Source organism: Sphingomonas aliaeris (assembly GCF_016743815.1).
Lineage (GTDB): Bacteria > Pseudomonadota > Alphaproteobacteria > Sphingomonadales > Sphingomonadaceae > Sphingomonas > Sphingomonas aliaeris.
Map to the genome: position 1 here is coordinate 1,532,649 of NZ_CP061035.1, position 24,478 is coordinate 1,557,126.

Below are 24,478 nucleotides of genomic sequence, written 5' to 3' on the forward strand. Positions count from 1 at the left end.
AGGAGACAATCGTGACAGACCATACAGGCGTGAATGAACTTATCGGCCGGGTGATCAGCTTCGAAAAGCAGGTTTTCCCGAACCAGAGCGCCTTGTACGCCAAGCTGGCCGGCGAGGGGCAGAGCCCCAAGGCTTTGATCATTTCCTGCGCGGATTCGCGTGTGGTGCCCGAACATCTGCTGCAGGCCGCACCGGGCGATCTGTTCGTCTGCCGCAATGCGGGCAACATCGTTCCGCCTTATTCGAACATGACCGGGGGCGTGTCCTCGACGGTCGAATATGCCGTCATGGCGCTGGGCGTCAGCGACATCATCATCTGCGGTCATTCGGACTGCGGCGCGATGAAGGCGCTGATGAATCCGGACATGCTGGCGAACATGCCGAACGTCGCCGCCTGGCTGAAGCACAGCGCCGCCGCGCGTTCGGTCGTCGATACCTGCTATCCCGATCTCCACAATGGCGATGCGGTTCGCGTCGCCAGCATGGAAAACGTCGTCGCGCAGATCGCCAATATCCGGACGCACCCGTCGGTTTCGGCGGCGATCGGTCAGGGCAAGCTGTCGCTGCACGGCTGGTTCTTCGACATCCATCACGGCGTGACGCTTGGTCTGGACGGCACCACCGGCCGCTTCGTCCCGATGGTCGAGGATCAGCCGCTGCCGGTCGCGCTGCCCGCCGGTGCGCGGCGTGCGGCCGATCTCCCCGCGCTGGAAGCCGCCGCCTAGTTTCGCGGTATCGACGCAGAGGAATGGGGGCCGCGTTCACAGCGCGGCCCTTTTTCGTTCGAGCGTGTCTTTCGTGACACTTTGGCGATGAAGATCACGTGGGTGTCGCGGTCATCGCTACTTATCCATTGAAACTATTGGAGAAACCTCAGGCGATATTTGGGAAGGCCGAAAGATCCCGGCGTCGATACCAGCCCGGATTTGAACCCCGAGTGACCCTCAGCAATGTTTCGTTACAAAAGACGGATCGACAAAAAGGCGTTTCGAATAATTTGCAGCGGTCCGGATTGATCGTTGCCCTCCGCCAGATGTGGTCGGAAGAGGCGGTGGCGAGCCGACAGCAGGATGGAACCTCTCTCCTTTTTCTACTCGGAGGTTTCATGAAAACGTCTCTCACCGCTGCCGGTTTGGCTGCCATGCTGTTTGCCACGCCGGCATTGGCGCAGGACCAGACCGATCCGCCGAAGGATCTGGTCGTTTCCGGATCCGTGGCACTCGTCACCGATTATCGCTTCCGCGGCGTTTCGCAGTCGGACAACGACCTCGCCTTGCAGGGCGGCATCACCGCGACTCACAAGAGCGGTCTCTACGCCGCGGTCTGGGCCTCGAACCTCGCGGGCTGGGGTACGTTCGGCGGCGCCAATCTCGAACTTGATCTGGTCGGCGGCTACAAGATGCCGATCGGCGAAGGCGGTGCGCTGGACGTCGGCCTGACGTGGTACATGTATCCGGGCGGCGCGGATAAGACCGACTTTGCCGAGCCTTATGTGAAGCTGTCCGGCACGGCCGGCCCGCTCAACCTGGTCGCCGGTGTCGCCTATGCGCCGAAGCAGCAGGCGTTGGGCAACTGGTCGTTCACCGGCGCCAATGCGCAGGCGGTGCTTGCCGGTGGCGCGTACGACAAGCCCGGCGACAAGGAAGACAATCTGTACCTCTGGGGCGACGCCAACGCCGGCATACCGAACACGCCGGTCACGCTGAAGGCGCATATCGGCTATTCGGACGGCAATCCCGGCCTCGGCCCGAACGGCACCAGCGTCGCGCCGACCGGCAAATATTGGGACTGGATGCTCGGCGCCGATCTCGTGCTCGGTCCCGTCACCTTCGGCGCCGCCTATGTCGACACCGACATCAGCAAGGCCGACGGCGCATACCTCCAGCCGAACTTCTCCGCCGTGGACGGCAAGAGCATCTCGTCGGGCAAAGTCGTCTTCTCGGTAACCGCCGCCTTCTGATCCGCTGACCGTTCCCGCGTTGGCGGGACGGACGACAGGACCGTCTTTTCCCCTCTGGTTCGCCGTGAGGGGAAGGGCGGTCCTTCTCGTTTCGAAAGTTACCCTGTATCCGCCCGACGCGAAGGCCGGCGGTGGCATCCGCCCTCCGTTCGTTTCGAGATTCCACACAGCCGGTCCGTTTCGAGCCTCCGCATCAGCCCGTCCGTTGTAGCTTCCCCCGACCCCCGTTCGTTTCGAGCGTAGTCGAGAAACCGGCCAGGTGGTCCGGACCTGCCGATGTCTCCCCCGTTCGTGCTGAGCTTGTCGAAGCACCTGTCCTTCACCCTGCCCTCCGACGAGCTCAGGACGAAGGGGAAGAGAATCGACGCCTCGCCGGGCACACCGGCCCCCCAATCTTTCCCCGCTCTCACCGTTCGGTTCTGCTCTCACCGTTCATTTCGAGCGTAGTCGAGAAACCGGCCCCGTGGTCCGCAACCCGTGGCTCGTCCGCCCGCGTCCCCCATCCCCCCCGGCCAGAGACCAAATACCGGACATCCCCCCGTCACCCCGGACTTGTTCCGGGGTCCACCGGGCAGCAAGCGGATCGCTGACAGGCTCAAAGCGATGAAGTCGGTGTACCGTGGACCCCGGAACAAGTCCGGGGTGACGAATGATGGCAGGGTCGGAAAACCAGTTCCTCGACTTCGCTCGAAACGAACGGACGGGCAGGGGGCGCGAAGCAAACCCGCATCGGCCAAGCGCAAGACCCCTTGATCATCCCGCCACACCTTAAACCCGCCCTCAGGCAGCGTCCGCAGGTTGGGTCGTCCAGCCAAGCCGCGGGATCGTGATCGAACGTTTGCCCGACAGGTCCACACGGGTAACGAACATGTTCCGTCCCTCGATATAGCTCATCACGCGCCGCGCCCGGCCGAGTGAACTCGTGCCGTAGATCCGGGCGACGTCCTCGTCCGACGGACACGGCTCGCCTTCGCGCGCCGCCCGCGCGATCAGCAGGAACGCGCCGAGCATATCGTCGGGAAGATCGTGCGCCGCGTCGATCACCGGCGCCCATTCGTCCTCCAGCCCTTCCAATATCCCCGCGCGCGCGGCGGCGAGCCGACGGGAGAATGCGGACAGGTCGAGCGGTGGACGCGTGACGCCCGCCATCCGGCACCGGACCTGGAAATCCTGGAACAGCACGGCGGCGGGGCGCGTCGCGGATTCGGGGTCCTCGACGATCGCGCGCAACACGTCGGTGATGACGGGCGCGGGATCGATCTCCGGGAGTTCGGGGCGCGCGCGCTCCGGCGGCGTGTCCTCGCGATCCAGATCCTGCATCACGCGGTCCGCCGCGACCGGGCGCGGGGCAGCGGCAGGCATGATGAATTGCGGTTGCTCGACCTCCGCGAACAGCATCTCCTGCATGTCGCGCCCGCCCTGTTGCGGCAACGGCACCAGCACCGGGCTGCTGCTGCGAGCGGAGGTTTGGACCGAACCGATGCGGATCGCCACCGGCCGCCGCGAAACCGCCGGACCGAGCGCGAGGAACGTCCCGCGCGCCAGATCGCGAATCGCCTCCGCCTGCCGCCGTTCCATGCCGAGCAGATCGGCCGCGCGCGCCATGTCGATATCCAGGAACGTGCGTCCCATCAGGAAGTTGGAGGCTTCCGCCGCAACGTTCTTTGCGAGTTTGGCGAGACGCTGGGTCGCGATCACCCCGGCCAGCCCGCGCTTGCGCCCGCGGCACATCAGGTTCGTCATCGCGGCCAGGGACGCCTTGCGCACGTCTTCGGCGACATCGCCCGCGACGGACGGCGCGAAGACCTGGGCCTCGTCGACGACGACCAGCGCCGGATACCAATGCTCGCGCGGGGCATCGAACAGCGCGCCCAGGAACGCCGCGGCACAACGCATCTGCCCCTCCGCATCCAACCCTTCCAGATCGAGCACGACCGACGCCCGCGCTTCCCGGCAGCGTTGCGCGAAGCGGACGATCTCGTTCGCCGAATAGTTCACAGCTTCTACGACGACATGGCCGTAAGGGCCTGCGAGGGTTACGAAATCGCCCTCGGGATCGATGATGATCTGCTGCACGTGGCCCGCGCTGCGTTCCAGCAGGCGACGCAGCAGGTGCGACTTGCCGGAGCCCGAATTTCCCTGGACGAGCAGGCGCGTCGCCAGCAACTCCTCGAGGTCCATGGATACGGAGGCGCCCCCCGAATCCATCCCCATGTCCACGCGCACCGTCATGCGCGACCGTGTGGCCGATGGGGGGCGGGCAGGGGCAAGGGTTAACGCGCTCGTCGGGCCGAAATGCTGTGGGTGGCCGGTCGGGGCCGGTCCTGCGATCTCTGCGCGTACACTGTCCCGCGTTAGGACTTTGATAACCATGATTTGCCTGTGGCCGGAACCGTTAAAAGCGCGTTAACTCGTCGCCATGCCAAGCCAGACTCTCCGCTCCGACCGCGCGCCCCGCCACCCGCTCCGCGCCCGCCTGATCGCCCCCCCGCGCGCCCGCGCCGCCAATCCGGACGACAGCGACCTGAAGCTCTTCGCCCTCAGCTTCACCGCCTTCTTCATCTGTATCTACACACTCATCTTCTGAGTCTTCTTCAGTCACAAGCCCGATGCAGCTTCTGCGCTAGCCACGCTGCGACGAGACACATTGCGGCGACCAGCAGGAGCATGTTCTCCGGCGTGACGCCCAGCGACGAGATGAAGATCACCGCGACCGCGCCGATCGTCATCGCCGCGCAGTTCACGACATTGTTCGCCGCAACGGTCCGCGCCGTCTGGTCCTTGGTCACGGTGGTCGTCAGGAACGCATAAAGCGGCACGACGAACATGCCCCCGGTCACCGCGATCGCCAGCAGGCTAAGCATCAGCGGGATCGCCAGCGGCTCCGCGATGAAGTCCTTCCAGTCGTAGAAATGCCCCGCCGCGGCGGGCGTCCAGGCGCGCACCAGGGTCGAAAAGATCACGACGCATACGCCCATCGCGATCACTGACACGGGGCCGTATTTGGCGGAAATGTTGCCCTTCAGCAGCGTGTTGATGACGACCGATCCGATCGCGATGCCGACCGAAAGCGTCGCGGTGAAAAGGCTCGCGACCTCCTGCGTGGTCGTCAGCAGATTTTTCACCAGTGGCGGGAAGATGATGATCAGCACCGCGCCGATCGTCCAGAAGAAGCTGATCGAGCAGATCGCCAGGAACAGCCGCGGGATGTGCATCGTCTGGTTGATCAGCCGCCAGGACGAGGTGAAAGGATTCCAGTTGATCTGAAGCACCGCGCCCTCGCGCGGGGCGGGGGCACTTCGCGCCCGCTGAACCAACCGATCGCCGCGACGATGAGTACCCCCACTGCCGCTGCCTCGATCGAGATGTAGCCGGCGAGGATCGTCCCCATCAGGATCGCGATATAGGTACCGGCCTCGACAAGGCCGGTGCCGCCCAGCACGTTGGGCCCGTCCAGATGTTGCGGCAGAATGGCGTATTTGATCGGCCCGAGAAATGTCGAATGCATGCCGAGCAGGAAGATCGTGCCGAGCATCAGAACGATACCCGTTTGGGTATATCCCGATTTCGCCATCAGCAGCCCGGCCGCGCCCACCAGCATGATGAAGATTTCCGCCGTCTTGACGATGCGGATGATCCTCGCCTTGTCGTGCGTATCGGCAAGCTGTCCGGCCAGTCCGGAAAAGAGGATGAACGGCAGCGTCGACAGGCCGGTCGCCAGTGCGTTGAACCCCTGTTCCGCCTTGGCGTCCTGAAAGATGCTGTAGGTGGCGAACAGCACCATCGCCTGCTTGAACAGATTGTCGTTGAACGCGCCCAGGAACTGGGTGGTGAACAATGGCAGGAACCGGCGCTCTTTGAGTAGGCCGAGCGCGTTGAGCATAGTCGAAAATGGCCCCGGAAGTGGCAAAAGCGTGGCGGGGACATAGCCGAGCGCCCGTGCGTGCGGCAACTGCTTATCCTATTTAAGCTTTGGGCACCCCGGTTGGTCGCGAAGGGCCGTGGCATCTTCGGATACGACCGGAGGTGCAACCAACACACCAGCGCTCGTCTTTGACGTCGATCAGCCGCGTCCGGTTCAAGCGGTGTCCGCCGCGTCGGGCTTTCGCATGTCGGAGCAGGCGTCTAGAGCAACGGTATGTGGACGTTGCCTAATGTTTTGACCCTATCGCGAATCGTCGCGGTGCCGTTGCTGGCGGCCTTGCTGTGGTGGCCAAGCTGGGCCGACGGCTATCTGTTCGGGTTCGTCCTGTACTGCGCGATGGGCATTACGGACTATTTCGACGGTTATCTCGCACGGGCGCAGGGCGCGGTGTCGAAGCTCGGCGTGTTTCTGGACCCGATCGCCGACAAGATCATGGTCGCGGCGGTCATCCTCCTGCTGGTCGGCACGCGTGACAGTGAGCCGGCGTTGATCCCCGGCATCCACCAGATTGCGGCGTTGGTCATCCTGTTGCGGGAGATCGCGGTGTCGGGCTTGCGGGAGTTCCTGGCGCAATTGTCCGTGTCCGTCCCGGTCTCCAAACTCGCCAAATGGAAGACGACGTTGCAGCTCGTCGCACTGGGGGGATTGATCCTCGCAGGCGGGCTCCCCGCATTCCCCATGCTCCACGATGTCGCACTGGTGGCTTTGTGGGGTGCGGCGATCCTGACTCTCATCACCGGCTGGGATTACCTGCGCGTCGGTGTGAAGCACATGGACTAAACCGCACGATGGCGATCGAGATGCTGTATTTCGCCTGGGTTCGCGAGCGTGTCGGCGCCGGGCAGGAGCAAGTCGATCCCCCGGCGGAGGTCCGCACGGTGTCCGACCTGATCGACTGGCTGAGCGCGACGAGCGAGCGCCACGCGCACGCTTTCGCTGATCGTGGGCGGTTGCGCGCGGCGGTGGATCAGGTGTTCGTCGGGCTCGATACCCCGCTCGGACAGGCACGCGAGATTGCGATCTTCCCCCGGTCACCGGCGGATGATCCGCATCTTCGTCAATGGTGACGTGATCGACACGGCAATCGAATTGACGGCGTTGGAACGAGACGGGGTCGGCGCGGTGGCGAGCTTCACCGGACTGGTGCGCGCAGACGACGGCGTCGGGTCGCTCGAACTGGAACATTATCCCGGCGCGACCGAGGCGGCGTTGAACGCGCTGGCCGAGACCGCTGTCGCGCGCTGGCACCTGTTCTCCGCAACGATCGTACACCGGGTTGGCGTGATGCGGCCGGGTGAACGGATCGTCTTCGTCGGCGTATCGGCCGCGCACCGATCGGCGGCACTGGAGGCATGCGCGTTCCTGATCGATCGCCTGAAGACGGACGCGCCGTTCTGGAAGCGGGAGACTCGCCACGACAAGGCGACATGGGTCGAACCGCGCGAGACCGACGATGCCGCCTCGGCGCGGTGGAGCGACCTTCCCGCATAAAGAACCGCCGCCCCGGTCAGGTCCGGGACGGCGGCAGCTTCATCTCTTGCGGACATCGCGGGAATGCCGCGATGCCCGTCATACGATTAGTTCAGCTTCGGCAGCACCACGCCGTTCACGACGTGCACGACGCCGTTCGACTGGCGGACATCCGGCACCTCGATATAGCTCTTGTTGCCGTTGACGTCGGTCAGCGACACGGCCTGGCCTTCCTTGGCGGCAGTCAGCGGCTCGCCCTCGACCGTGGTCAGCACGGCCTTCCCGCCACCGGCGTCGATGCGCGAAATCAAGTCGGCCGCGGTGATCGTTCCCGCCACGACGTGGTAGGTCAGCACCTTGGTCAACGTGGCCTTGTTCTCGGGCTTCAGCAACGTATCGACCGTACCGGGCGCCAAGCGGCTGAACGCATCGTTGGTCGGCGCGAAGACGGTGAACGGGCCGGCGCCGGACAGCGTCTCGGCAAGGCCTGCCGCCTTCACCGCCGACACGAGCGTCGTCAGGTTTGGTGCCGTTGCGGCATTGGCGACGATCGTCTTGCTCGCGTCCATCGCTGCGCCGCCGACCGCCGGATTCGGCGCGGTGGATGCAGGTGCTGCCGGTGCGCCTGCTGCGGGAGCGGTCTGGCCGGGCGCGGTCTGAGCCGGCGCGGTCTGCGCCGGCGCCGTCGACGTGCGGCCGGGTGCCGTGTTCGTCGGGGCGGCAGGCGTCGCGGTCTGTGCCGAAACGGCGGGCGCGATGGCAAGGGCGCCGACGAGCGCGACCAGCGGAAGTTTGGCTGTGAAAGTCATTTTTCTCTCCGGATCGATGGGTTGCGCCAGGCGGGCGCACACCGGAAATACGATCCAGCCGAGCTTTGGGTTCCGTCAGCGCGCTTCGGCCAGGACGTCGGCAAGCAGCAGGAAGTCCTTCTCCCGGGGTGAAGCCCGACGCCAGACCAGGGCGATCTGGCGCGATGGGGCATCGGCTTCCAATGGCCTTGCGGTAAGGCCGGTATGGTCAAGAATTCCAGCTTTTAGAGCCATTTCCGGGAGCATTGTGACACCCAGACCATTGTCCACCATCTGCACGATCGTGTGCAGCGACGTGCCCATCATCGTCGCCTCGGCGCGCATCTCGGGACGGTTGCACGCCGCCAGTGCATGATCCTTCAGGCAATGCCCGTCCTCAAGCAAAAGCAACCGCGTTTCGTCGATATCGGCCGCGCGGATCGTCGGCGGCGATCCCAGTTCCGCCTCGGGCCCCGCGACGAACAGCCGGTCCTCGAACAGCAATGCGCTCGATATCTCGCCGCACGCATAGGGCAGCGCGAGCAGCACGCAATCCGTGCGCCCGTTATGCAATCCCTCGCACGCGGCACCGCTGGGTTCCTCGCGCAGAAACAGCTTCAGGTCTGGATAGTCGGTGCGCAGTCGCGGCAGGATGCGGGGGAGCATGAAGGGCGCGATCGTCGGGATAACGCTCATCCGCATGTCGCCCGACAATGGCCGCCCGGCGGCGCGCGCCAGATCGCCCAGTTCCTCCGCCTCGCGCAGGACGCGACGCGCCTTGTCGGCGATTCGTTCGCCGAGCGGGGTAAAACGGACGACCCGGCGCGTCCGTTCAACCAGCACCACGCCGATCAGCGTTTCCAGCTCGCGGATGCCCGCGGACAGCGTGGATTGCGTGACGAAACACGCCTCCGCCGCACGGCCGAAATGTCCGTGATCCTTCAGCGCGACGAGATATTGCAACTGTTTCAACGTCGGTAGGTAGGTGGCCATCAATCGCTCCAGTCGATCACGATACGCAAAATAACCTATTGGATCGATCAAAGGCTATCCTATATATGGCCGGTAACGACGATGGCGCCACGAAGCGCCCGCAACCACGAGGATGCACTGCGAAGGCCGACTTTTTCAAGAAGGAAGGCCATTCCAATGCTCACCATCGGCGACAAGCTCCCCGAATTCACCGTTCCCGTTCAGCAGGGTACCAACGCGCTTCCGGCCGGCGAGACGCTCAGCCACGATTCGTTCCCCGGCAAGTGGAAGGTGCTGTTCTACTGGCCGAAGGATTTCACCTTCGTCTGCCCGACCGAGATCGTCGGCTATGCGAACCTGAAGGAAGATTTTGCGGACCGCGACGCCGTGCTGATCGGCGCATCGACCGACACCGCGCACGTCCACCTCGCATGGCGCAAGTCCGACCCGGATCTGGCGGCAGCAGACTTCCCGTGGATCGCCGACAATGGCGCCAAGCTGGCATCGGCGCTCGGCATTCTGGACAAGGATGAGCATGTCGCATTCCGCGCGACGTTCATCATCGATCCGGACAACGTCATCCAGGCGGTGCAGGTCAACGGCCTGAACGTCGGCCGCAACCCGGCGGAAACGCTGCGCGTGCTCGACGCCCTGCAGACCGACGAGCTGTGCCCATGCAACTGGAACAAGGGCGACGACGTCCTCCAGCTGGCGGCGTAAAAGCACGATTCCCCCCCGCACGCGGGAGGGGCTAGGGGAGGGCGTGTCCACATGGACCGCCCTCCTTTTGTTTCAGGCCCTCCGCACCGCGCGGAGGGCGAAGAAAGGTACCCCATGTCGCTCAAGGATTTTGCCGGGACGCTCCCGGATTTCGCCAAGGATATCCGCCTCAACGTCGGGTCGCTGCTGAACGAGGCGCATCTGCCGGATCAGCAGAAATACGGCCTGTTGCTCACCTGCGCGCACGGTTCGGGCTACAAGCCTTTGGTCGACGCAGCGGAAGCCGAATGTGCGCCGAAGCTGACGCCGGAAGCGGCCAATGCGGCGCGCGCCGCGGCCGCGGTCATGGCGATGAACAACGTCTATTATCGCTTCACGCACCTCGCGGGGAACGAGGAATATAGCCGCATGCCGGCCAAGCTGCGGATGAACGTGATCGGGCAGCCGGGGATCGACAAGGTTGATTTCGAACTGTTCAGCCTCGCGGTATCGGCGATGAACGGCTGCGGCATGTGCATCGACAGCCACGAACAGATCTCTGAAAAAGGCCGGAGTCAGCGCCGAGGCGATCCAGACCTCGGTCCGGATCGGTGCTGTCATGAAGGCCGTCGCTACCGTCCACGCTGCGGTGAACTGACCTGCCGACACCCGCTGGCGTCTTTCACGCCAGCGGGTGTCCTTCACCGGGCAAGCGCCAGATACAGGTTGAACAGGCTGGTAAGCGTCAGGATGATGCCGACCAGGAACATCAGCGTCTTGGCAGGCACGCGACGCGCCAGCAACGCGCCGAACGGTGCAGCAATCACGCCTCCGATCAGCAGCCCGACGGTTGCCTGCGTAAACGCGGCCCAGCCCAATTGCGTAATGAACGTCGCCGAAATGGTCGACGTCAGGAAGAATTCCGCAGTGTTGACCGTGCCGACCGTCATGCGCGGCGAGGCGCCCTGCACCAGCAGATTGCTCGTCACCACCGGCCCCCAGCCGCCGCCGCCCGCCGCATCGAGAAAACCGCCCACCAGACCCAGCGGCTCGACGATCTTCGGCTCACGCTCACGTGGCGGATACCGGAGCGCGCGGAACAGCAGGTACACGCCGATACAGCTCAGATAGACGAGGATAAACGGCTTTGCGGTCCCGGCATCCACGTTGGACAGGACATACGCGCCCAGCACGCCGCCGATCACGCCCGGGATCATCAAGCGGAAGAACATCTTCCAGTTCACGTTTCGGTGGATCGCATGGCTGATGCCGGACACCGCGGTGGTGAACGTCTCCACCGTATGCACGCCGGCCGACGCCGCGGCTGGGGGCACGCCCATGAACAGCAGAAGCGAATTGGAGATCACCCCGAACGCCATGCCCAGCGCGCCATCGACCATCTGCGCGGCGAAGCCCACGGCGATGAACGGCAAAAGGGCTTCCAGCGTCGTGATCGACAGAAAATCTTGCAAAGCATTTCCCACGTTTGGGCCCGCATGCGGACCCGGTACCCCCGGCCTAACGCACTATGGATCGCCCAAGCTCCCATCTCCTACAAGGAAGATAGGGTTTGCACCCGGAAAGTTAGGATGGGACGGTTCTTTAATTCGGCGATGCGAACGACTAGATTGGACGCGAGAACAAGGGGACTGACGATGATATTGCGGCTGTTCGCCTATCTCGATTCGATCAAGCTACGCGATCCGGCGCCGCGGTCGCGGTGGGAAATCCTGACCTATCCGGGCGTCTGGGCGCTCGGATATCATCGCGTCGCGCACCGCCTGTTCAAGGCACGATTGTTCTTCCTCGCCCGTCTGGTCAATCACTGGTCGCGAATGTTCACCGCGATCGATATCCATCCGGGCGCGACGATCGGTCGCAATTTCTTCATCGATCACGGTTTCGTCGTGATCGGAGAGACGGCGGAGATCGGCGACAACGTCACGATCTATCAATGCGTTACACTGGGCGGCACCAGCCCCGATAATGGCGTGGCGGGCAAACGCCACCCCACGCTGGCGGAGGGCGTGATCATTGGGTCCGGCGCACAGGTGCTGGGGCCGATCCTCGTCGGCAAGGGCGCACGCGTCGGCGCGAACGCCGTCGTGACGAAGGAAGTGCCCGAGGGCGCCGTGATGGTCGGAATCCCGGCCCGCGCCACGATGGTCGAGGGCGGCCAGAAGGAGCCGGGCTTCCTTGCGTACGGCACGCCGTGCAGCGACATGTTCGATCCACAGACGCAGAAGGTCGAGCTTCTCCGCTGCGAGTTGGAAACGATGCGCAAGCGGCTCGACGCGCTGCTGGCGGAAAAGCAGGATGTCGACCTGCCTGCGGCACGCGATCGTGCGTAAGCGGATGATCGCCGACTGATGGGTGTCGTCACGCCATTTCCGACTCCGCAGAAACCGGGCGCGGTTCAGGTCGGTTTCGAACGCGCCGAATTGATGCGCATCCTCGATCTGTACGGCCGGATGGTCGCCGCCGGGCACTGGAAGGATTATGCGATGGACCTCGGCCGCGACGCCGCGGTCTTCTCCGCCTTCCGCCGCACCGCCGAGCGCCCCGAATTCCGCATCGAGAAACGCCCTGCGCTGCGCAACCGACAGGGCATGTGGGCACTGATCGGCGAAGCGGGAGCGGTGCTGCGCCGCGGGCACGAACTGGCGCCTGTGTTAGCACCCGTCGAGCGGCGGTTGATGAAGCTGGTCGCGGACTGACGATCGGATGTCGGGGACGAATCTCGTCCACAGCCCGGTACGACTAACGTCTGCTCTTGCTTCCACCCGGACTACGATCACTCCAGCGAGGACGACCGCGATCAATCGGCCGTTTTGACGAGACGCCGGACGCATAAAGCCCTGAGGGAACTGTGTTCCGCCAGGGCTTCATCCGTTGCGCTCAAGCAGCAGCAGGCACCAGCGTCCCGACCGGTGGCAGGCGACTTCCGATCTCGCCCAGCGTCCCGACCACCAGCCGTCGCATCGGGTGCCAGAAGGCGGAGAGCGTCAGCAGCGCCGAACCGATGACCAATGCCGTGAACGCCCAGGCCAATTCCACCGCGCCCGCCGTCTCGAACAGCGAAGACAATGCGTAGAGGACATAAGCGAGGCTGGAGACGAGCAAGGCGCGGCGGTCCACCGCGAGCGCGACGAAGCCGAACAGCAGATACAGGGCGATGACCATTCCGGCCATGCCGATCCCGATCTGCCCCTGAAACACGCCAAGAATGTTGAACAAAGCGTGCGCGATCATCGGCGCGGCGGCGAGGTGCAGCCAGAAGGCGACGTCGGAACGGCGGGTGCGGCGTTCGCGGTCGCTCATGTCCCAGTGCATCGCGAAAGCGAACATCGCGACTCCAGCGGCAAGCACCAGCCAGAACAAGGCATCGCGCGCGGCGGGGATGAACCCGACGACCAGCGCCATCACCGTGCCGACGACCGCGACTGCCCCGGCCGCGACGGTGATCGGCACCATGAACCGGCGCCAGTGCAGCCAGGCCGCGCCTGCGGTTACGGCTGCGACGATCGCGCCGATCGCCCCGACCAGCGGTTCCTCATGCCCACCCAGCGAGGTCTTGACGAACGATGCCAGCGCGTCCGCATTGGCCGCGACGATGCCAAGCAACGCGCCCGCCACGCCGCCGATAAAGCCGATCAGCAGGATGATGGAGGGGAGCGCCATGCGACGACGTCGCGTGAAATACTCTGCCAGGCCCCAGCTCGCCACGGCAACAGCGATGCCGCCTACCGCATAGGCGACGGATTGGCCCAGCCAGCCGATACCCAGCAGCACCGCGACCGCAGCGATCGAAACGAAGATGTCGTTGAAGCCGGTGAGCAGCCGGAAGCTTTCCTCATCGACGGCGGGTGCCGCGCGGCCTGCGGCGATGTGGTTGCGCAGCGCGGCTGCGGCCTGGGGGCTGATCGCCCCGGCCGTTACCGCCCCGTCGATATCGCTTTCGCTATACATTGATGGATCCTCCTGTTGCCCGGGAGGAGTGTATCATGAGTGTATTGTTGTTACAACACACTATATCGGCGGGACGGTCAGGTCGTTGCGGGACGGTTCAGGCGGCGGGCAGGGCGGGGGTCCAGCGCAGCAGAAGCTGACCCTTGATCGCCTTGTAACCGCGACGCAGCAGGCCGCCGAGCAAGCCGAAGCCCAGGATCATCATGCCCCAGGTTGCCGGTTCCGGCACTGCGGCGACATAGACCTGGCTCTGGCGGGCATTGTTGCCGAACAGGTACTTCAATTGCGAACCGGCGGCGGACTGCCACTGACCGTTGGTGGTGTTCGACAGATAGGTATTGGCGAGCGATTGGGTTGCCGCCATGTTCGTGTCACCGGGCCCGGTCTGGAAATTACCGACGCGGAAGTCGCCGCCGGTGACGTTGAACGGGGTTGTCGCCGATTCGTAGACGATCTCCCACACCGCCATCTGCGTTGCAGCCGAAATCACTTTCGCCTGATTGCCGGAGGCACCCGCGAGCAGGCCAGCCGAATTGGATAGCAACGTACCCAGCAGGTCCCGACGCGCGGCGTCCGGGATCAGGGTCGATCCGGTGACGTACGTATACGTGCCGGTCGACATCGGGGTATAGAGATCGATGCAGTAGCTGAACAGATCGACGGGCATGTTGAACGAAGACGTGCCGGTGAGTTCGAACCGGCCGATCCCCAGATTATTGAGCGCGAGATAGTCGGGCGCAGCCGGCGTCAGATTGCGGATGTCGCCAACGACCAATCCCGGATTCCACGACCAGTTGGTCACGTTGATCGTCTCGGCATGGCCGATATTCGACGTCAGTGCTGCGGCGAACGTCGCGGCCGCAATCATCAGCTTTTTCATGGATACTCCCCTGTTACATTTCCATCCGCCTGTCCCCTGCGGATAGTGATAACAAGGTGTTAAGCTTATTACGGGAAAGTATCAATCAGGTTGAAGTTTCAAATCGGGACATGGGAGCCGGCGTCTGCCGGCCCCGTCACGAACTCGTCAGCCGCCCTGCAGCTTGCCGAGAATGCTGATCGACTGTTCCGAACCCGATTGCGGGGTCATTTCGCCGGTCCGGTCCGTGATCGCGGCCCAATTGGCGGCGATACCTTCGGGCGAGAGGTCGTCGCCTGTCAGCAACTTGCCCTGGGTCAGCGTGACATAGGCCGCCTGGAAGACGCCGGCACCTGCGCCGACGATCATGTTGGTCGGCGCGTCTTCTGAAACGAGGAACAGTGCCGCCGGTGCGACCTTGTCGGGCGAGAAGGCGGCGAATGCTTCGGCCGGGAACAGATCTTCGGTCATGCGCGTGCCGGCGGTCGGCGCGATCGTGTTGACCTTGATGTTGTTCTTCGCACCCTCGATCGCCAGCGTCTTGGTCAGTCCTGCAAGGCCGAGTTTGGCCGCGCCGTAATTGGCCTGGCCGAAATTGCCATACAGCCCGGTGGACGACGCGGTCATCAGCAGGCGGCCGTAATTCTGCGCGCGCATGATTTCCCAGACCGCTTTGGTGACGTTGGCCGATCCGTTGAGATGAACGTCGACGACGAACTTGAAATCGGCCGGTTCCATCTTGGCGAAGCTCTTGTCGCGCAACACGCCGGCATTGTTGATGACGATATGCACGCCGCCCCAGGCTTCCTTGGCCTTGGCGACCATCTCGACCATCTGCTCATATTCGGTCACGCTGCCGCCATTCGACATGGCAGTGCCGCCCGCCGCCTTGATCTCCTCGACGACCTTCAACGCGGCGTCGCTATGGCCGGTGCCATCACGCGACGCGCCCAGATCGTTGACGACTACCTTCGCGCCGCGCTTGGCGAGTTCGAGCGCATAGGCGCGGCCTAGGCCTCCGCCTGCGCCGGTTACGATGGCGACTTTATCGTCGAAGCGGATAGACATGGAAAAGCGCTCCCGTGAAAATGGTGAGCGCTTTCCTAGGCCGTGATTTGGCGCTGGCAAGCGGAGGTTTGGAGACCGCCGCGCTTGCCGTTACGGCAAGCGGCCGGAAACTTTCGGCGACCGCCGTACGGTATGCGCTTGTCGTACCAGCTTTTTCTGCGGTTCGGATATGTCGCGAGCGATGCGGGGGCTGAACGGCCCGGCTAGTTGTCGCGGAGCCACGGCCGCCCGCTGGCTGTTCGGCAGTTGGTTCGGGAAGGGCGGTGTCGCGACGACACCGCCCCCTCCTGGCAGTCTATCAGCGACCGCCGCGCTGGCGGCAGGAATCGGTCACCGTCTTCGAGCACAACGGATACGTCTTCGTCGAAGGCATCGGTGCCGATGACATCGGCGCCGCGGCGGTCGGCTGGCTCGGCATCGTGGCTTCGGACGCTGGCGGGGCCGCCGGTGCGGGCATCGCCGCGTCTGGGGCAGCCGGGGCGGGCATTGCCGCATCGGGGGCGCCCGGCGCGGGGGTCGCTGCGTCCGGTGCGGCCGGGGCAGTCTGCATCGGCGCCGCATCGGCGGGCGGCGGCGGGGCGGTCTGGGCCAGAGCGGGCATTGCGATCAGTGCAGCAGCAGCGAACAATATCGTCTTCATCGGAATTCTCCTGTCGTGTATTCCGCCGCCTCCAACGCACGCCCGGCCGGATCGTTTCGCCTACGCACCCGTATCCAGTGCATAACCCGCCGATCGTACCGTACGGATGATGTCCGGCCGGTCCTCGCCGTTGATCGCCTTGCGCAGGCGGCGGATGTGCACGTCGACCGTCCGCGCCTCGATATCGCTGTCATGCCCCCATACCGCGTCGAGCAGGCGTTCGCGGCTGAACACCCAGCCGGGATGTTCCAGGAAATGCTTCAACAGGCGGAATTCGGTCGGCCCCAGCGGAATGAACTCGCCGCCGCGCCGAACCTTGTGGCCGACCGTATCCATCTCGATATCGGAATAGGTCAGCTGTTCGCCGGCCAGCGCAGGGCGGACGCGGCGAAGCACCGCGCCGACACGCGCGACCAGTTCGCGCGGCGAAAACGGCTTCGTGACGTAATCGTCCGCACCCGTTTCCAGGCCACGAACCCGATCTTCCTCTTCACCACGCGCGGTCAGCATGATGATCGGCACGTTCTGCGTCTCGGGCATGCGGCGCAGGCGGCGGCACACCTCGATTCCAGACAGGCCTTCGACCATCCAGTCGAGCAGGACGATGTCGGGCGTATTCTCCTTGGCGAGCAGCAAGGCTTCCTCGCCGTCGGGCGTGTGCGCGATCTCGAAATCCTCGCGCTTGAAATGATAGACCAGCAGTTCGGCAAGGGCGGCATCGTCCTCCACCAGCAACATCTTCGCGCGTGCCATGTCAGGCCTCCGTCATCTTGAATGAAGAGCGATCGCGCTCGGCCATGTGTTTGCCGGTCGCTGCATAATAGACCATTTCCGCGACGTTGGTCGCGTGGTCGCCGACCCGTTCCAGGTTCTTGGCGATGAACAATACGTGCGCCATCTGGCCGATGGTCTTGGGGTTTTCCATCATGTGCGTGACGAGCACGCGGAACAGGCTGTTGTAGAAATCGTCGACCTGCCGGTCCCGCTCGCACACGTCGAGCGCCGCCTCGGCATCGCGCGCGGCGAACGCATCCAGCACGTCATGGACCATCGCGATCGCCAGATTGGCCATTGCGGGCAACACCGACAGCGGCTCGATATCGCCCTGCGCATCGATCAGCGGAACGCGCTTGGCGATGTTCTTGGCATAGTCGCCGATCCGTTCGATCACGCCTGCAATCTTCAGCGCGGCGACCACCTCGCGCAGGTCGTCGGCCATCGGCGCACGCAGGGCGATGATGCGGATCGCGAGTTGCTCGACCTCCATCTCGAGCGCGTCGATTGCCTTGTCCCCAGCGACGATCGCCGCCGCGCCGGCCAGATCGTGTCGGCGCAACGCCACGACCGCGGCACGGATCGCCTCCTCGGCCATCCCGCCCATCTGCGCGATCAGTGCGCGCAGATCGCCGATCTCCTCGTCGAATGCCTTGACTGTGTGGGTATGCATGTCCGTGATCCTGTCAGCCGTAGCGGCCGGTGATGTAATCCTTGGTCCGTTCGGCGCGGGGATTTGTGAAGATCTCCGACGTCGCGCCATATTCGACCAGCGTTCCGAGGTGAAAAAAGGCTGTGCGTTGCGACACGCGCGCCGCCTGCTGCATGTTGTGCGTGACGATCACGATCGCGTACCGGCCCTTCAGCTCGTGGATCAGTTCCTCGATCCGTGCGGTCGCGATCGGGTCCAGTGCGGAACAGGGCTCGTCCATCAGGATGACTTCCGGATCGACCGCGATCGCCCGCGCGATGCACAGTCGCTGCTGCTGCCCGCCGGACAGGGCCGTGCCGCTTTCGGTCAGCCGATCCTTCACCTCTTCCCACAGCCCGGCGCGTTTCAGCGATTTCTCGACGATCCCCGCAAGATCGGTCTTGTTCGCCGCCAGCCCGTGGATGCGCGGGCCATAGGCGACGTTCTCGAAGATCGACTTGGGGAACGGATTGGGCTTCTGGAACACCATGCCGACGCGGGCGCGCAACTGCACCACGTCCATGTCGGGCGCATAGATATCCTCGCCATCCAGCCGGATGTCGCCGGAAACGCGGGCATTTGCGACCGTGTCGTTCATTCGGTTCAGCGTGCGCAGGAACGTGGATTTGCCGCAGCCGGACGGCCCGATGAACGCGGTGACATTGTCGCGGTCGACATCGATCGAAACGTCGTTGATCGCCTGTTTCGCGCCATAGAAGACGTTGACGTTATGGGCGGACATCTTGGTGGTCATGACCAGCGGGTCTCGAATCTATTGCGGAGGTAGATGGCCAGCCCGTTCATCGCGAGCAGGAAGACGAGTAGCACGATGATTGCCGCGCTGGTCTTCTCGACGAAGCCGCGATTGACCTGGTCGGACCACAGGAAGATCTGCACCGGCAGGACCGTGGCGGGATCGGTGATGCGGTCGGGCGGGGCGACCATGAACGCGCGCATCCCGATCATCAGCAGCGGCGCGGTCTCGCCCAGCGCACGCGCCATGCCGATGATCGTACCCGTCAGGATACCGGGCAACGCAAGCGGCAGGACGTGGTGGAACACGACCTGGATCGGGCTGGCTCCGACCGCGAGCGCGGCGTCGCGGATTGACGGCGGGACGGACTTGATCGCGTTGCGCCCGGCAATGACGATCACCGGCATCGTCATCAGCGCGAGCGTCAGCCCCCCGACCAAAGCCGCCGACCGGGGCAGCCCGAACGTGCCGAGAAACACCGCCAGCCCGAGCAATCCGAAGATGATCGACGGCACCGCGGCAAGGTTGTTGATCGACACTTCGATCAGGTCGGTCCAGCGGTTCTTCGGCGCATATTCCTCGAGATACAGCGCGGACAGGACACCGACCGGAAACGCGATCAGCAACGTCACGACCATCGTGAACAGCGATCCCTTTAGCGCGCCCCAGATGCCGACCATCGTCGGATCGGTCGAATCTGCCGAGGTCAGGAAGTTCGGGTTGAAGCGGGTCGAGATCAGCCCTTGTGCCTTCATCCGCGTGACGATCGCCTCCGCCGCGGGCGATCCCTCCGACTTGGCGGCGAGGTCGATCGCGTCGGACGCGGGAACCGGAACGATCGCGGCATGGCGCAGCAGCGACGGATCGGCCTTCACCGCCGCGCGCACGCGGAGCCACGCGCCATCCGACAGGAGCTTGTAGCCCTCGGCACCGAACTGCGCGTTCGCCGCCGCATCGGTGGCGCGCTCGATCCCGGCGGCGGCCAGCGCGAAGTCGGCCCCCGGTCCACTCAACCGCGCCGGATCGATCGTCAGCCCGGCGCGCGGAAAATCGATCCGCAGCTTCAACTCCGTCTGCGAAAATCCGCCTAAACCGTTGATAAGCATCGTAATCAGCAGAAACGCGAGGAACCCCGCGGACATTACGACCGCCATCAGCCCAAGCAGCCGGAACCGGCGTTCGGCGGCATAGCGCTTGCGGATGCGCGCCTGCATCGCCTGCGTGCGCCAGTCGGTCGGCGCGCGTTCCGGCAGAGGTGCGGGACCAGTCGGCAGACCGGCAACGAGGCTGTCAGTCATACGCCTCCCGGTACCGTTTGACGACGCCCAGCGCGACGATGTTGAGGATCAGCGTCACCACGAACAGGGTCAGCCCCAGGGCGAAGGCGGCAAGCGTCTTGGCGCTGTCGAACTCGGCCTCGCCGGTCAGCAGGTCAACGATCTGCTTCGTCACCGTCGTCGTGCTGGCAAAGGGATTCAGCGTCAGCGTCGCGACGCCCGATGCCGCCATCACGACGATCATCGTCTCCCCGATCGCGCGGCTGATCGCCAGCAATACGCCGCCGACCACGCCAGGCAACGCGGCGGGCAGCAGCACCTTGCGGATCGTCTCCGAACTGGTCGCGCCCATCGCCAGACTGCCGTCGCGCATCGCCGCGGGCACGGCGGCGATCGAATCGTCCGCCATCGAGGATACGAACGGGATGATCATCACCCCCATGACGAGCCCCGCGGCCAGCGCGCTTTCCGAACTCGCCCAGCTGACCCCGATCCACACCGCGAAATCGCGCACCGCCGGGGCAACCGTCAGTGCGGCGAAATAGCCGTAGACGACGGTCGGCACGCCCGCGAGCATCTCCAGGATCGGCTTCATCCATTTGCGCACGGCGGGCTTCGCATATTGCGTCAGGTAGATCGCGCTCATCAGCCCGAACGGGATCGCCACGATCATCGCGATCACCGCGCCGATGAAGAACGTCCCCCAGAACAGCGGCACCGCGCCCAGCGACGCGCCCGGATCCCGCGCGGATATGACCTGTGGGCTCCAGTGCGTTCCAAACAGGAAGTCGGTGATCGGCACGATGCGGAAGAAGCGCGCGCTTTCGAACACCAGCGACACGACGATGCCGATCGTCGTCAGAATGGCGATCAGCGACGCCGCCAGCAGCATCAGCATCGCGACGCGCTCGATCCGGGTACGCGCACGAAACCCCGCCTTGATCCTGAGATACGCCCATGCCCCGCTCGCAAACGCCAGCAGCAAAGCCACCGCGCTGCCGATCCAGTCATACCGGGATTGTGCCTCGTCATAGGCAGGCGCGAGCGTCTCGCTGAGCGGATGGAATGCGCCGAACCCTCGGCCATTCGCGAGATTGCGCGCTTCCGACAAGATCGCGGCGCGTTCGAAACCCTTTGGCGGCAGTTGCTGCGCGGCCGGCACCGTCAGCACGCGATCGGTGACGAGTGCCGGCGACGTGAACGCCCAGATCGCGATGAACAGCATCGCGGGCAGCAGCGTCCACAAAGCGACATAGGTGCCGTGGTGCGACGGCAGAGAGCTGAACCGCGCGCCGCTCGTCCGCCGGAACGTCGCCGCTCGCGCCCGCGCCGCGAGCCAGCCGATCAGGCCCAGCCCCGCGATCAGGAATAGAAGCGTCGGTGCCGACATCAGTGCAGGTCCGCGGGGTTCATCCGCGTCCGCCCGGCCACCACCGCCGCCGCCTGCGCGCGGCCGGCAGGGGGCGAGGCGATCAGCCCCTTGGCGGTCAACGGGCCGTTCGGTTGCCACAACCCGGCATAGATCTTCAGGAAATCGGCAAGACCCGGGATCGCGGTCAGATGCGCCGCCTTGACGTACAGATATAACGGGCGCGATCCGGGATAGGCATTGTCCGCGATCGTCGCATAGGTCGGCGCGACCCCGTTCAGCGGAACGCCGTTCACATTGTCGCGGTTTTCCTCGAGATAGGAATAGCCGAAGATACCGATCGCATTCGGGTTCGATTGCAGTTTCTGGACGATCAGATTGTCGTTCTCGCCCGCGTCGATATAGGCGCCGTCGTCGCGTATCCGCGTGCAAAGGGCGGCATAGCCGTCCTTGTCCGTCTCCTTCATCGCATGTGCGGCGGGGGAGACAGTCTCGCACCCCTTGTCGAGGATCAGTTCGGTCAGCGCGTCGCGCGTTCCGCTGGTCGCGGGCGGGCCGTAGACCTGGATCGGGGAGGGGGGCAGCGCCGGATTCACATCCGACCAAATGCGCGCGGTATTGCGCCGGCCGCCCGGTGTCGCAGCAAGCGCCTTGTACAGGTCGGCCGGGGTCAATTGCATTCGCGGGCCGTTCTTCGCCTCCGCGAAAGCGATCCCGTCCAGCCCGATCTGGATTTCCAGAATGTCCCGCACGCCGTTTCTGGCGCAGATCGCATATTCCGACGCCTTCATTCGGCGCGATGCATCGACGATATCCGGATGCGCCGCGCCGACCCCGGCGCAGAACAGCTTCATCCCGGGCCCCGTACCGGTCGCCTCGATCACCGGCGCCTTGATGCCGGGCGCGGAATTGACGAACTGTTCCGCCGCGGTCGTGGTGAACGGATACACCGTGGAAGACCCCACCACGGTGATATGATCGCGAGAGCCCGCACCCCCGCCGCTCGCCTGATCCTCGCACGCCGCCAGCGAAAGCGCGAGCGGGACGAGCAGAAAAGGCAGCAGTCTCGGCACGTGTGAAACGTCTCCAGCGAAGGCGACGATCGGCCCGGCGACTCTCGCCCTAGCTCGCCGCTCCTGCGGCTGTGTGACAGTTCGGTTGCCGTTTTATGACATGGGGAACGGCGGCCGATGCTCCATATGACGGACATGAAAAAATGTTTTTGTCGTGCCACCTGCAGGTTGCCGTTTAGGAAATCCAACCTGGCAAGCATCGTGCAGTCCAGTTCTTGTCCTTCAGGCGGACAATGCAGACTAAACCGTGGCCGAAATCCTTTCTTTCAAGAAATGACGTCTCCACTACGGCCAAACGGCCATTCGTAGAGAAAATCGGGGTGGTGAATGACACAAAGGTCGCATGTCCCTCGGCGTCTTGTGCCGGGCCGGCAATACCTTTCCAACTGCAACTCGGTCTGAAGTCCGCCGAGCCGTAAGAAGCCTCCTGAACTATAAGGTCGTCATACTCCTTCTTAGATAATCCCATCTTGACGCGATATTCGGGCACTATTTTAACAAGTTCCAGTCTTCGGGAAGACGAGCGCACGTCGTTTGGATATGCTGTCGCCGTACCGCCAATGGCCTTGGTGTATGCCGCTTGCAAGATCGCACAAGTGCGAGGTGCCGAAGCAAAAGTTTCCGCAATTCGGTAAGACTGGCCGGGCGATATCACCGCCGTCATAGCGAGCAACCCATAAAGGCTGAAGGCAAGGGTTGCCGGCATCGTGGTTTGACCAATCATTATCAGAGGTGCTGCCAGATGATCACCCTAACCCTTACGTTTGCAAGTCACCGACACAACGTTGTGATGTCCTACTCGCTCCAAACCCGCTACGCGCGTTGATGCTCTTTGACACCATCGAATTTCTTGACCCTGCCCGCGTCATTAAGCCCGCATCAGCCCCGATACCGTGTGACTTTCTGTGAACTTCGGCGCTCTTCCGCACCATCGCGACAGTGTGACCCTAGTGTGACCTTATGCGTAAACTTCCGGCGGTGAGTCAGCCCTTCGCCTCATGCGCCGGCAGGACGATCGAGACGGTGGTACCCGTGCCGACGATGCTGGAGATGTCCAGCCGTCCGCGGTGGCGCTCGACGATGTGCTTGACGATCGCGAGGCCGAGGCCGGTTCCGCCGCCCGCACGGCTACGGCCGGGATCGACGCGGTAGAATCGCTCGGTGAGGCGGGGGATATGTTCCGCCGCGATCCCGTCGCCTTTGTCCGCGACGCTCAGGCGGACCATGTTGCCCGCATCCTTCCACAGCTTCACCGTCACCGCCGAGTCGGTGCGACCGTATTTGATCGCGTTGCCGATCAGATTGTGGAGAACCTGGCTCAGCTGCACGCGGTCTCCTGCGACGGGCGGGACATGCTCGGCCAGATCCAGCACGACGTCCCCTTTGGTAATCTCGGCCCGGACCTCGCCGATCAGGCCGGCGAGATCGACGGCACGATCGGGAAGGCGGTACTTTTCGGCCTCGATGCGGCTCAGCGAGATGAGGTCCTCGACCAGCCGCTGCATCCGGCGCGCCTCATCGTCCATGATCTTGAGGAACCGGCCGCGCACCGCGGCGTCCTCGCCAGCTTCGTCGCGCAACGTCTCGATATAGCCGAGGATCGATGCCAGCGGGGTGCGCAGTTCGTGACTGGCATTGGCGACGAAATCGACACGCATCCGCTCGGCCGCATAGTTGCCCGTCTGGTCGATCAGATGCACGATGCGCTGGCCCGCCGCGCCGGACGCGACGCGCATCTGCCAGCGCTGGTCCAGCGTGCCGAGCCCGACCAGGTCGATCGGCTCCGTCTTGCCTGGCACCAGCGGCCCGACGAGCCGTTCGGCGGCGGCGGGATGACGGATGGCGAGGCGGACGTTCTGCCCGACGATATGCCCGCCGAGCAGCGCCCTGGCCGGGGCGTTCGCATGCGTCACCCGGCCTTCCGTTACGATCAGGATGGGCTCGACGATCGCTTCCAGCACGTCCTCAAGCCCCGGCGGTGGTGCTTCGGCGACGGAAAGGGGCGGCACTGGTTCGCCTGCGACCTCGCTCGTCCCGGCGGCGGCGAGAACCGCCGCGATCCCGCCGATCAGCGTCACCAGCGTCGGCTGTATGTCCTGTCCCAGCAGGAAAACGGCGATCGCCGCCACGGCGACGATGCCGATCGCGAATGCTGTGCGGATGCCGAACCCCTGAACCATTATGGGACGC

General features: G+C 64.3%; 25 protein-coding genes and 2 pseudogenes. 10 read left to right on the forward strand and 17 right to left on the reverse strand.

The window, feature by feature from the left end; all coding sequences use genetic code 11:
* Positions 1 to 29 precede the first annotated feature (29 nt).
* Both H5J25_RS07210 and H5J25_RS07215 read left to right on the forward strand, forming a co-directional pair.
* Positions 30 to 725 (forward strand): carbonic anhydrase, encoded by a 696-nt coding sequence (locus H5J25_RS07210; protein WP_202096100.1) that lies wholly within the window; start codon positions 30 to 32, stop codon positions 723 to 725.
* Positions 726 to 1,105: 380 nt separating this feature from the next.
* Positions 1,106 to 1,960 (forward strand): TorF family putative porin, encoded by an 855-nt coding sequence (locus tag H5J25_RS07215; RefSeq protein WP_202095348.1) that lies wholly within the window; start codon positions 1,106 to 1,108, stop codon positions 1,958 to 1,960.
* A gap of 780 nt (positions 1,961 to 2,740) precedes the next feature.
* Here H5J25_RS07215 and H5J25_RS07220 read toward each other — a convergent pair.
* Positions 2,741 to 4,192: an ATP-binding protein gene (locus H5J25_RS07220; protein ID WP_202095349.1), complete on the reverse strand. Its 1,452-nt coding sequence runs from the start codon at positions 4,190 to 4,192 to the stop codon at positions 2,741 to 2,743.
* Positions 4,193 to 4,379: 187 nt separating this feature from the next.
* On the opposite strand from H5J25_RS07220, the gene H5J25_RS07225 reads away from it, so the two are divergent.
* Positions 4,380 to 4,547 carry a hypothetical protein gene (locus H5J25_RS07225; RefSeq protein WP_202095350.1) on the forward strand — a complete coding sequence of 56 codons (168 nt, stop codon included), beginning with the start codon at positions 4,380 to 4,382 and terminating at the stop codon, positions 4,545 to 4,547.
* 7 nt (positions 4,548 to 4,554) lie between these two features.
* On the opposite strand, the pseudogene H5J25_RS07230 reads toward H5J25_RS07225, so the two are convergent.
* A pseudogene (locus H5J25_RS07230) lies at positions 4,555 to 5,843 on the reverse strand (MFS transporter).
* A gap of 255 nt (positions 5,844 to 6,098) precedes the next feature.
* On the opposite strand from H5J25_RS07230, the gene pgsA reads away from it, so the two are divergent.
* Genes pgsA through H5J25_RS07245 form a run of 3 tightly spaced genes read left to right on the forward strand, consistent with a single transcriptional unit; the run spans position 6,099 to position 7,376 of the window.
* A complete protein-coding gene (pgsA, locus tag H5J25_RS07235) occupies positions 6,099 to 6,665 on the forward strand; it encodes a CDP-diacylglycerol--glycerol-3-phosphate 3-phosphatidyltransferase (RefSeq protein ID WP_202095351.1) in 567 nt (188 codons plus the stop codon).
* 8 nt (positions 6,666 to 6,673) lie between these two features.
* On the forward strand, positions 6,674 to 6,952 hold the full coding sequence (locus H5J25_RS07240) for a MoaD/ThiS family protein (RefSeq protein ID WP_202095352.1): 279 nt from the start codon (positions 6,674 to 6,676) through the stop codon (positions 6,950 to 6,952).
* Positions 6,927 to 7,376, forward strand: coding sequence for a molybdenum cofactor biosynthesis protein MoaE (locus H5J25_RS07245; RefSeq protein ID WP_202095353.1), 450 nt, complete (start codon positions 6,927 to 6,929; stop codon positions 7,374 to 7,376). The genes H5J25_RS07240 and H5J25_RS07245 overlap by 26 nt, the downstream gene beginning before the upstream one ends.
* Positions 7,377 to 7,462: 86 nt before the next feature.
* Here H5J25_RS07245 and H5J25_RS07250 read toward each other — a convergent pair whose 3' ends face one another.
* Both H5J25_RS07250 and H5J25_RS07255 read right to left on the reverse strand, forming a co-directional pair.
* A complete protein-coding gene (locus tag H5J25_RS07250; protein WP_202095354.1) occupies positions 7,463 to 8,164 on the reverse strand; it encodes a fasciclin domain-containing protein in 702 nt (233 codons plus the stop codon).
* 75 nt (positions 8,165 to 8,239) lie between these two features.
* Entirely contained in the window at positions 8,240 to 9,136 is an 897-nt protein-coding gene (locus tag H5J25_RS07255; protein ID WP_202095355.1) for a hydrogen peroxide-inducible genes activator, read from the reverse strand.
* Positions 9,137 to 9,292: 156 nt separating this feature from the next.
* Between H5J25_RS07255 and H5J25_RS07260 the strand changes: the two genes are divergently transcribed.
* Positions 9,293 to 9,835, forward strand: a complete 543-nt coding sequence (locus H5J25_RS07260) for a peroxiredoxin (protein ID WP_202095356.1) — start codon at positions 9,293 to 9,295, stop codon at positions 9,833 to 9,835.
* A 114-nt stretch (positions 9,836 to 9,949) separates the two neighbouring features.
* Positions 9,950 to 10,472 (forward strand): annotated as a pseudogene (locus tag H5J25_RS07265) (carboxymuconolactone decarboxylase family protein).
* A gap of 43 nt (positions 10,473 to 10,515) precedes the next feature.
* Here H5J25_RS07265 and H5J25_RS07270 read toward each other — a convergent pair.
* Positions 10,516 to 11,286 carry a sulfite exporter TauE/SafE family protein gene (locus tag H5J25_RS07270; protein ID WP_225883416.1) on the reverse strand — a complete coding sequence of 257 codons (771 nt, stop codon included), beginning with the start codon at positions 11,284 to 11,286 and terminating at the stop codon, positions 10,516 to 10,518.
* Between the two features lie 183 nt (positions 11,287 to 11,469).
* On the opposite strand from H5J25_RS07270, the gene epsC reads away from it, so the two are divergent.
* Both epsC and H5J25_RS07280 read left to right on the forward strand, forming a co-directional pair.
* A complete protein-coding gene (gene epsC / locus H5J25_RS07275; protein ID WP_202095357.1) occupies positions 11,470 to 12,165 on the forward strand; it encodes a serine O-acetyltransferase EpsC in 696 nt (231 codons plus the stop codon).
* 18 nt (positions 12,166 to 12,183) lie between these two features.
* Complete coding sequence (locus H5J25_RS07280) at positions 12,184 to 12,531, forward strand: DUF2794 domain-containing protein (RefSeq protein WP_202095358.1); 348 nt, start codon at positions 12,184 to 12,186, stop codon at positions 12,529 to 12,531.
* 181 nt (positions 12,532 to 12,712) lie between these two features.
* On the opposite strand, the gene H5J25_RS07285 is transcribed toward H5J25_RS07280, so the two are convergent.
* The 12 genes from H5J25_RS07285 to H5J25_RS07340 form a co-directional block, all read right to left on the reverse strand.
* The gene (locus H5J25_RS07285) at positions 12,713 to 13,783 is read right to left on the reverse strand and encodes a hypothetical protein (protein ID WP_202095359.1); all 1,071 of its coding nucleotides are present in this window, start codon (positions 13,781 to 13,783) and stop codon (positions 12,713 to 12,715) included.
* 97 nt (positions 13,784 to 13,880) lie between these two features.
* Positions 13,881 to 14,663: a PEPxxWA-CTERM sorting domain-containing protein gene (locus H5J25_RS20610; RefSeq protein ID WP_225883417.1), complete on the reverse strand. Its 783-nt coding sequence runs from the start codon at positions 14,661 to 14,663 to the stop codon at positions 13,881 to 13,883.
* 147 nt (positions 14,664 to 14,810) lie between these two features.
* On the reverse strand, positions 14,811 to 15,710 hold the full coding sequence (locus H5J25_RS07295; protein WP_202095360.1) for an SDR family NAD(P)-dependent oxidoreductase: 900 nt from the start codon (positions 15,708 to 15,710) through the stop codon (positions 14,811 to 14,813).
* A 298-nt stretch (positions 15,711 to 16,008) separates the two neighbouring features.
* Complete coding sequence (locus tag H5J25_RS07300) at positions 16,009 to 16,350, reverse strand: hypothetical protein (protein WP_202095361.1); 342 nt, start codon at positions 16,348 to 16,350, stop codon at positions 16,009 to 16,011.
* A gap of 60 nt (positions 16,351 to 16,410) precedes the next feature.
* Entirely contained in the window at positions 16,411 to 17,103 is a 693-nt protein-coding gene (gene phoB, locus H5J25_RS07305; protein WP_202095362.1) for a phosphate regulon transcriptional regulator PhoB, read from the reverse strand.
* Between the two features lies 1 nt (position 17,104).
* Positions 17,105 to 17,797, reverse strand: coding sequence for a phosphate signaling complex protein PhoU (phoU, locus tag H5J25_RS07310; RefSeq protein ID WP_202095363.1), 693 nt, complete (start codon positions 17,795 to 17,797; stop codon positions 17,105 to 17,107).
* Between the two features lie 13 nt (positions 17,798 to 17,810).
* On the reverse strand, positions 17,811 to 18,569 hold the full coding sequence (gene pstB / locus H5J25_RS07315) for a phosphate ABC transporter ATP-binding protein PstB (protein ID WP_202095364.1): 759 nt from the start codon (positions 18,567 to 18,569) through the stop codon (positions 17,811 to 17,813).
* Positions 18,566 to 19,867: a phosphate ABC transporter permease PstA gene (gene pstA / locus H5J25_RS07320; RefSeq protein ID WP_202095365.1), complete on the reverse strand. Its 1,302-nt coding sequence runs from the start codon at positions 19,865 to 19,867 to the stop codon at positions 18,566 to 18,568. The genes pstB and pstA overlap by 4 nt, the downstream gene beginning before the upstream one ends.
* Positions 19,860 to 21,236 carry a phosphate ABC transporter permease subunit PstC gene (gene pstC / locus H5J25_RS07325; protein WP_202095366.1) on the reverse strand — a complete coding sequence of 459 codons (1,377 nt, stop codon included), beginning with the start codon at positions 21,234 to 21,236 and terminating at the stop codon, positions 19,860 to 19,862. The genes pstA and pstC overlap by 8 nt, the downstream gene beginning before the upstream one ends.
* Complete coding sequence (locus H5J25_RS07330) at positions 21,236 to 22,288, reverse strand: substrate-binding domain-containing protein (protein ID WP_404829589.1); 1,053 nt, start codon at positions 22,286 to 22,288, stop codon at positions 21,236 to 21,238. The genes pstC and H5J25_RS07330 overlap by 1 nt, the downstream gene beginning before the upstream one ends.
* A 175-nt stretch (positions 22,289 to 22,463) precedes the next feature.
* A complete protein-coding gene (locus H5J25_RS07335) occupies positions 22,464 to 22,994 on the reverse strand; it encodes a hypothetical protein (protein WP_202095367.1) in 531 nt (176 codons plus the stop codon).
* A gap of 277 nt (positions 22,995 to 23,271) precedes the next feature.
* Positions 23,272 to 24,468 (reverse strand): ATP-binding protein, encoded by a 1,197-nt coding sequence (locus tag H5J25_RS07340; protein WP_202095368.1) that lies wholly within the window; start codon positions 24,466 to 24,468, stop codon positions 23,272 to 23,274.
* Between the last annotated feature and the right edge of the window lie 10 nt (positions 24,469 to 24,478).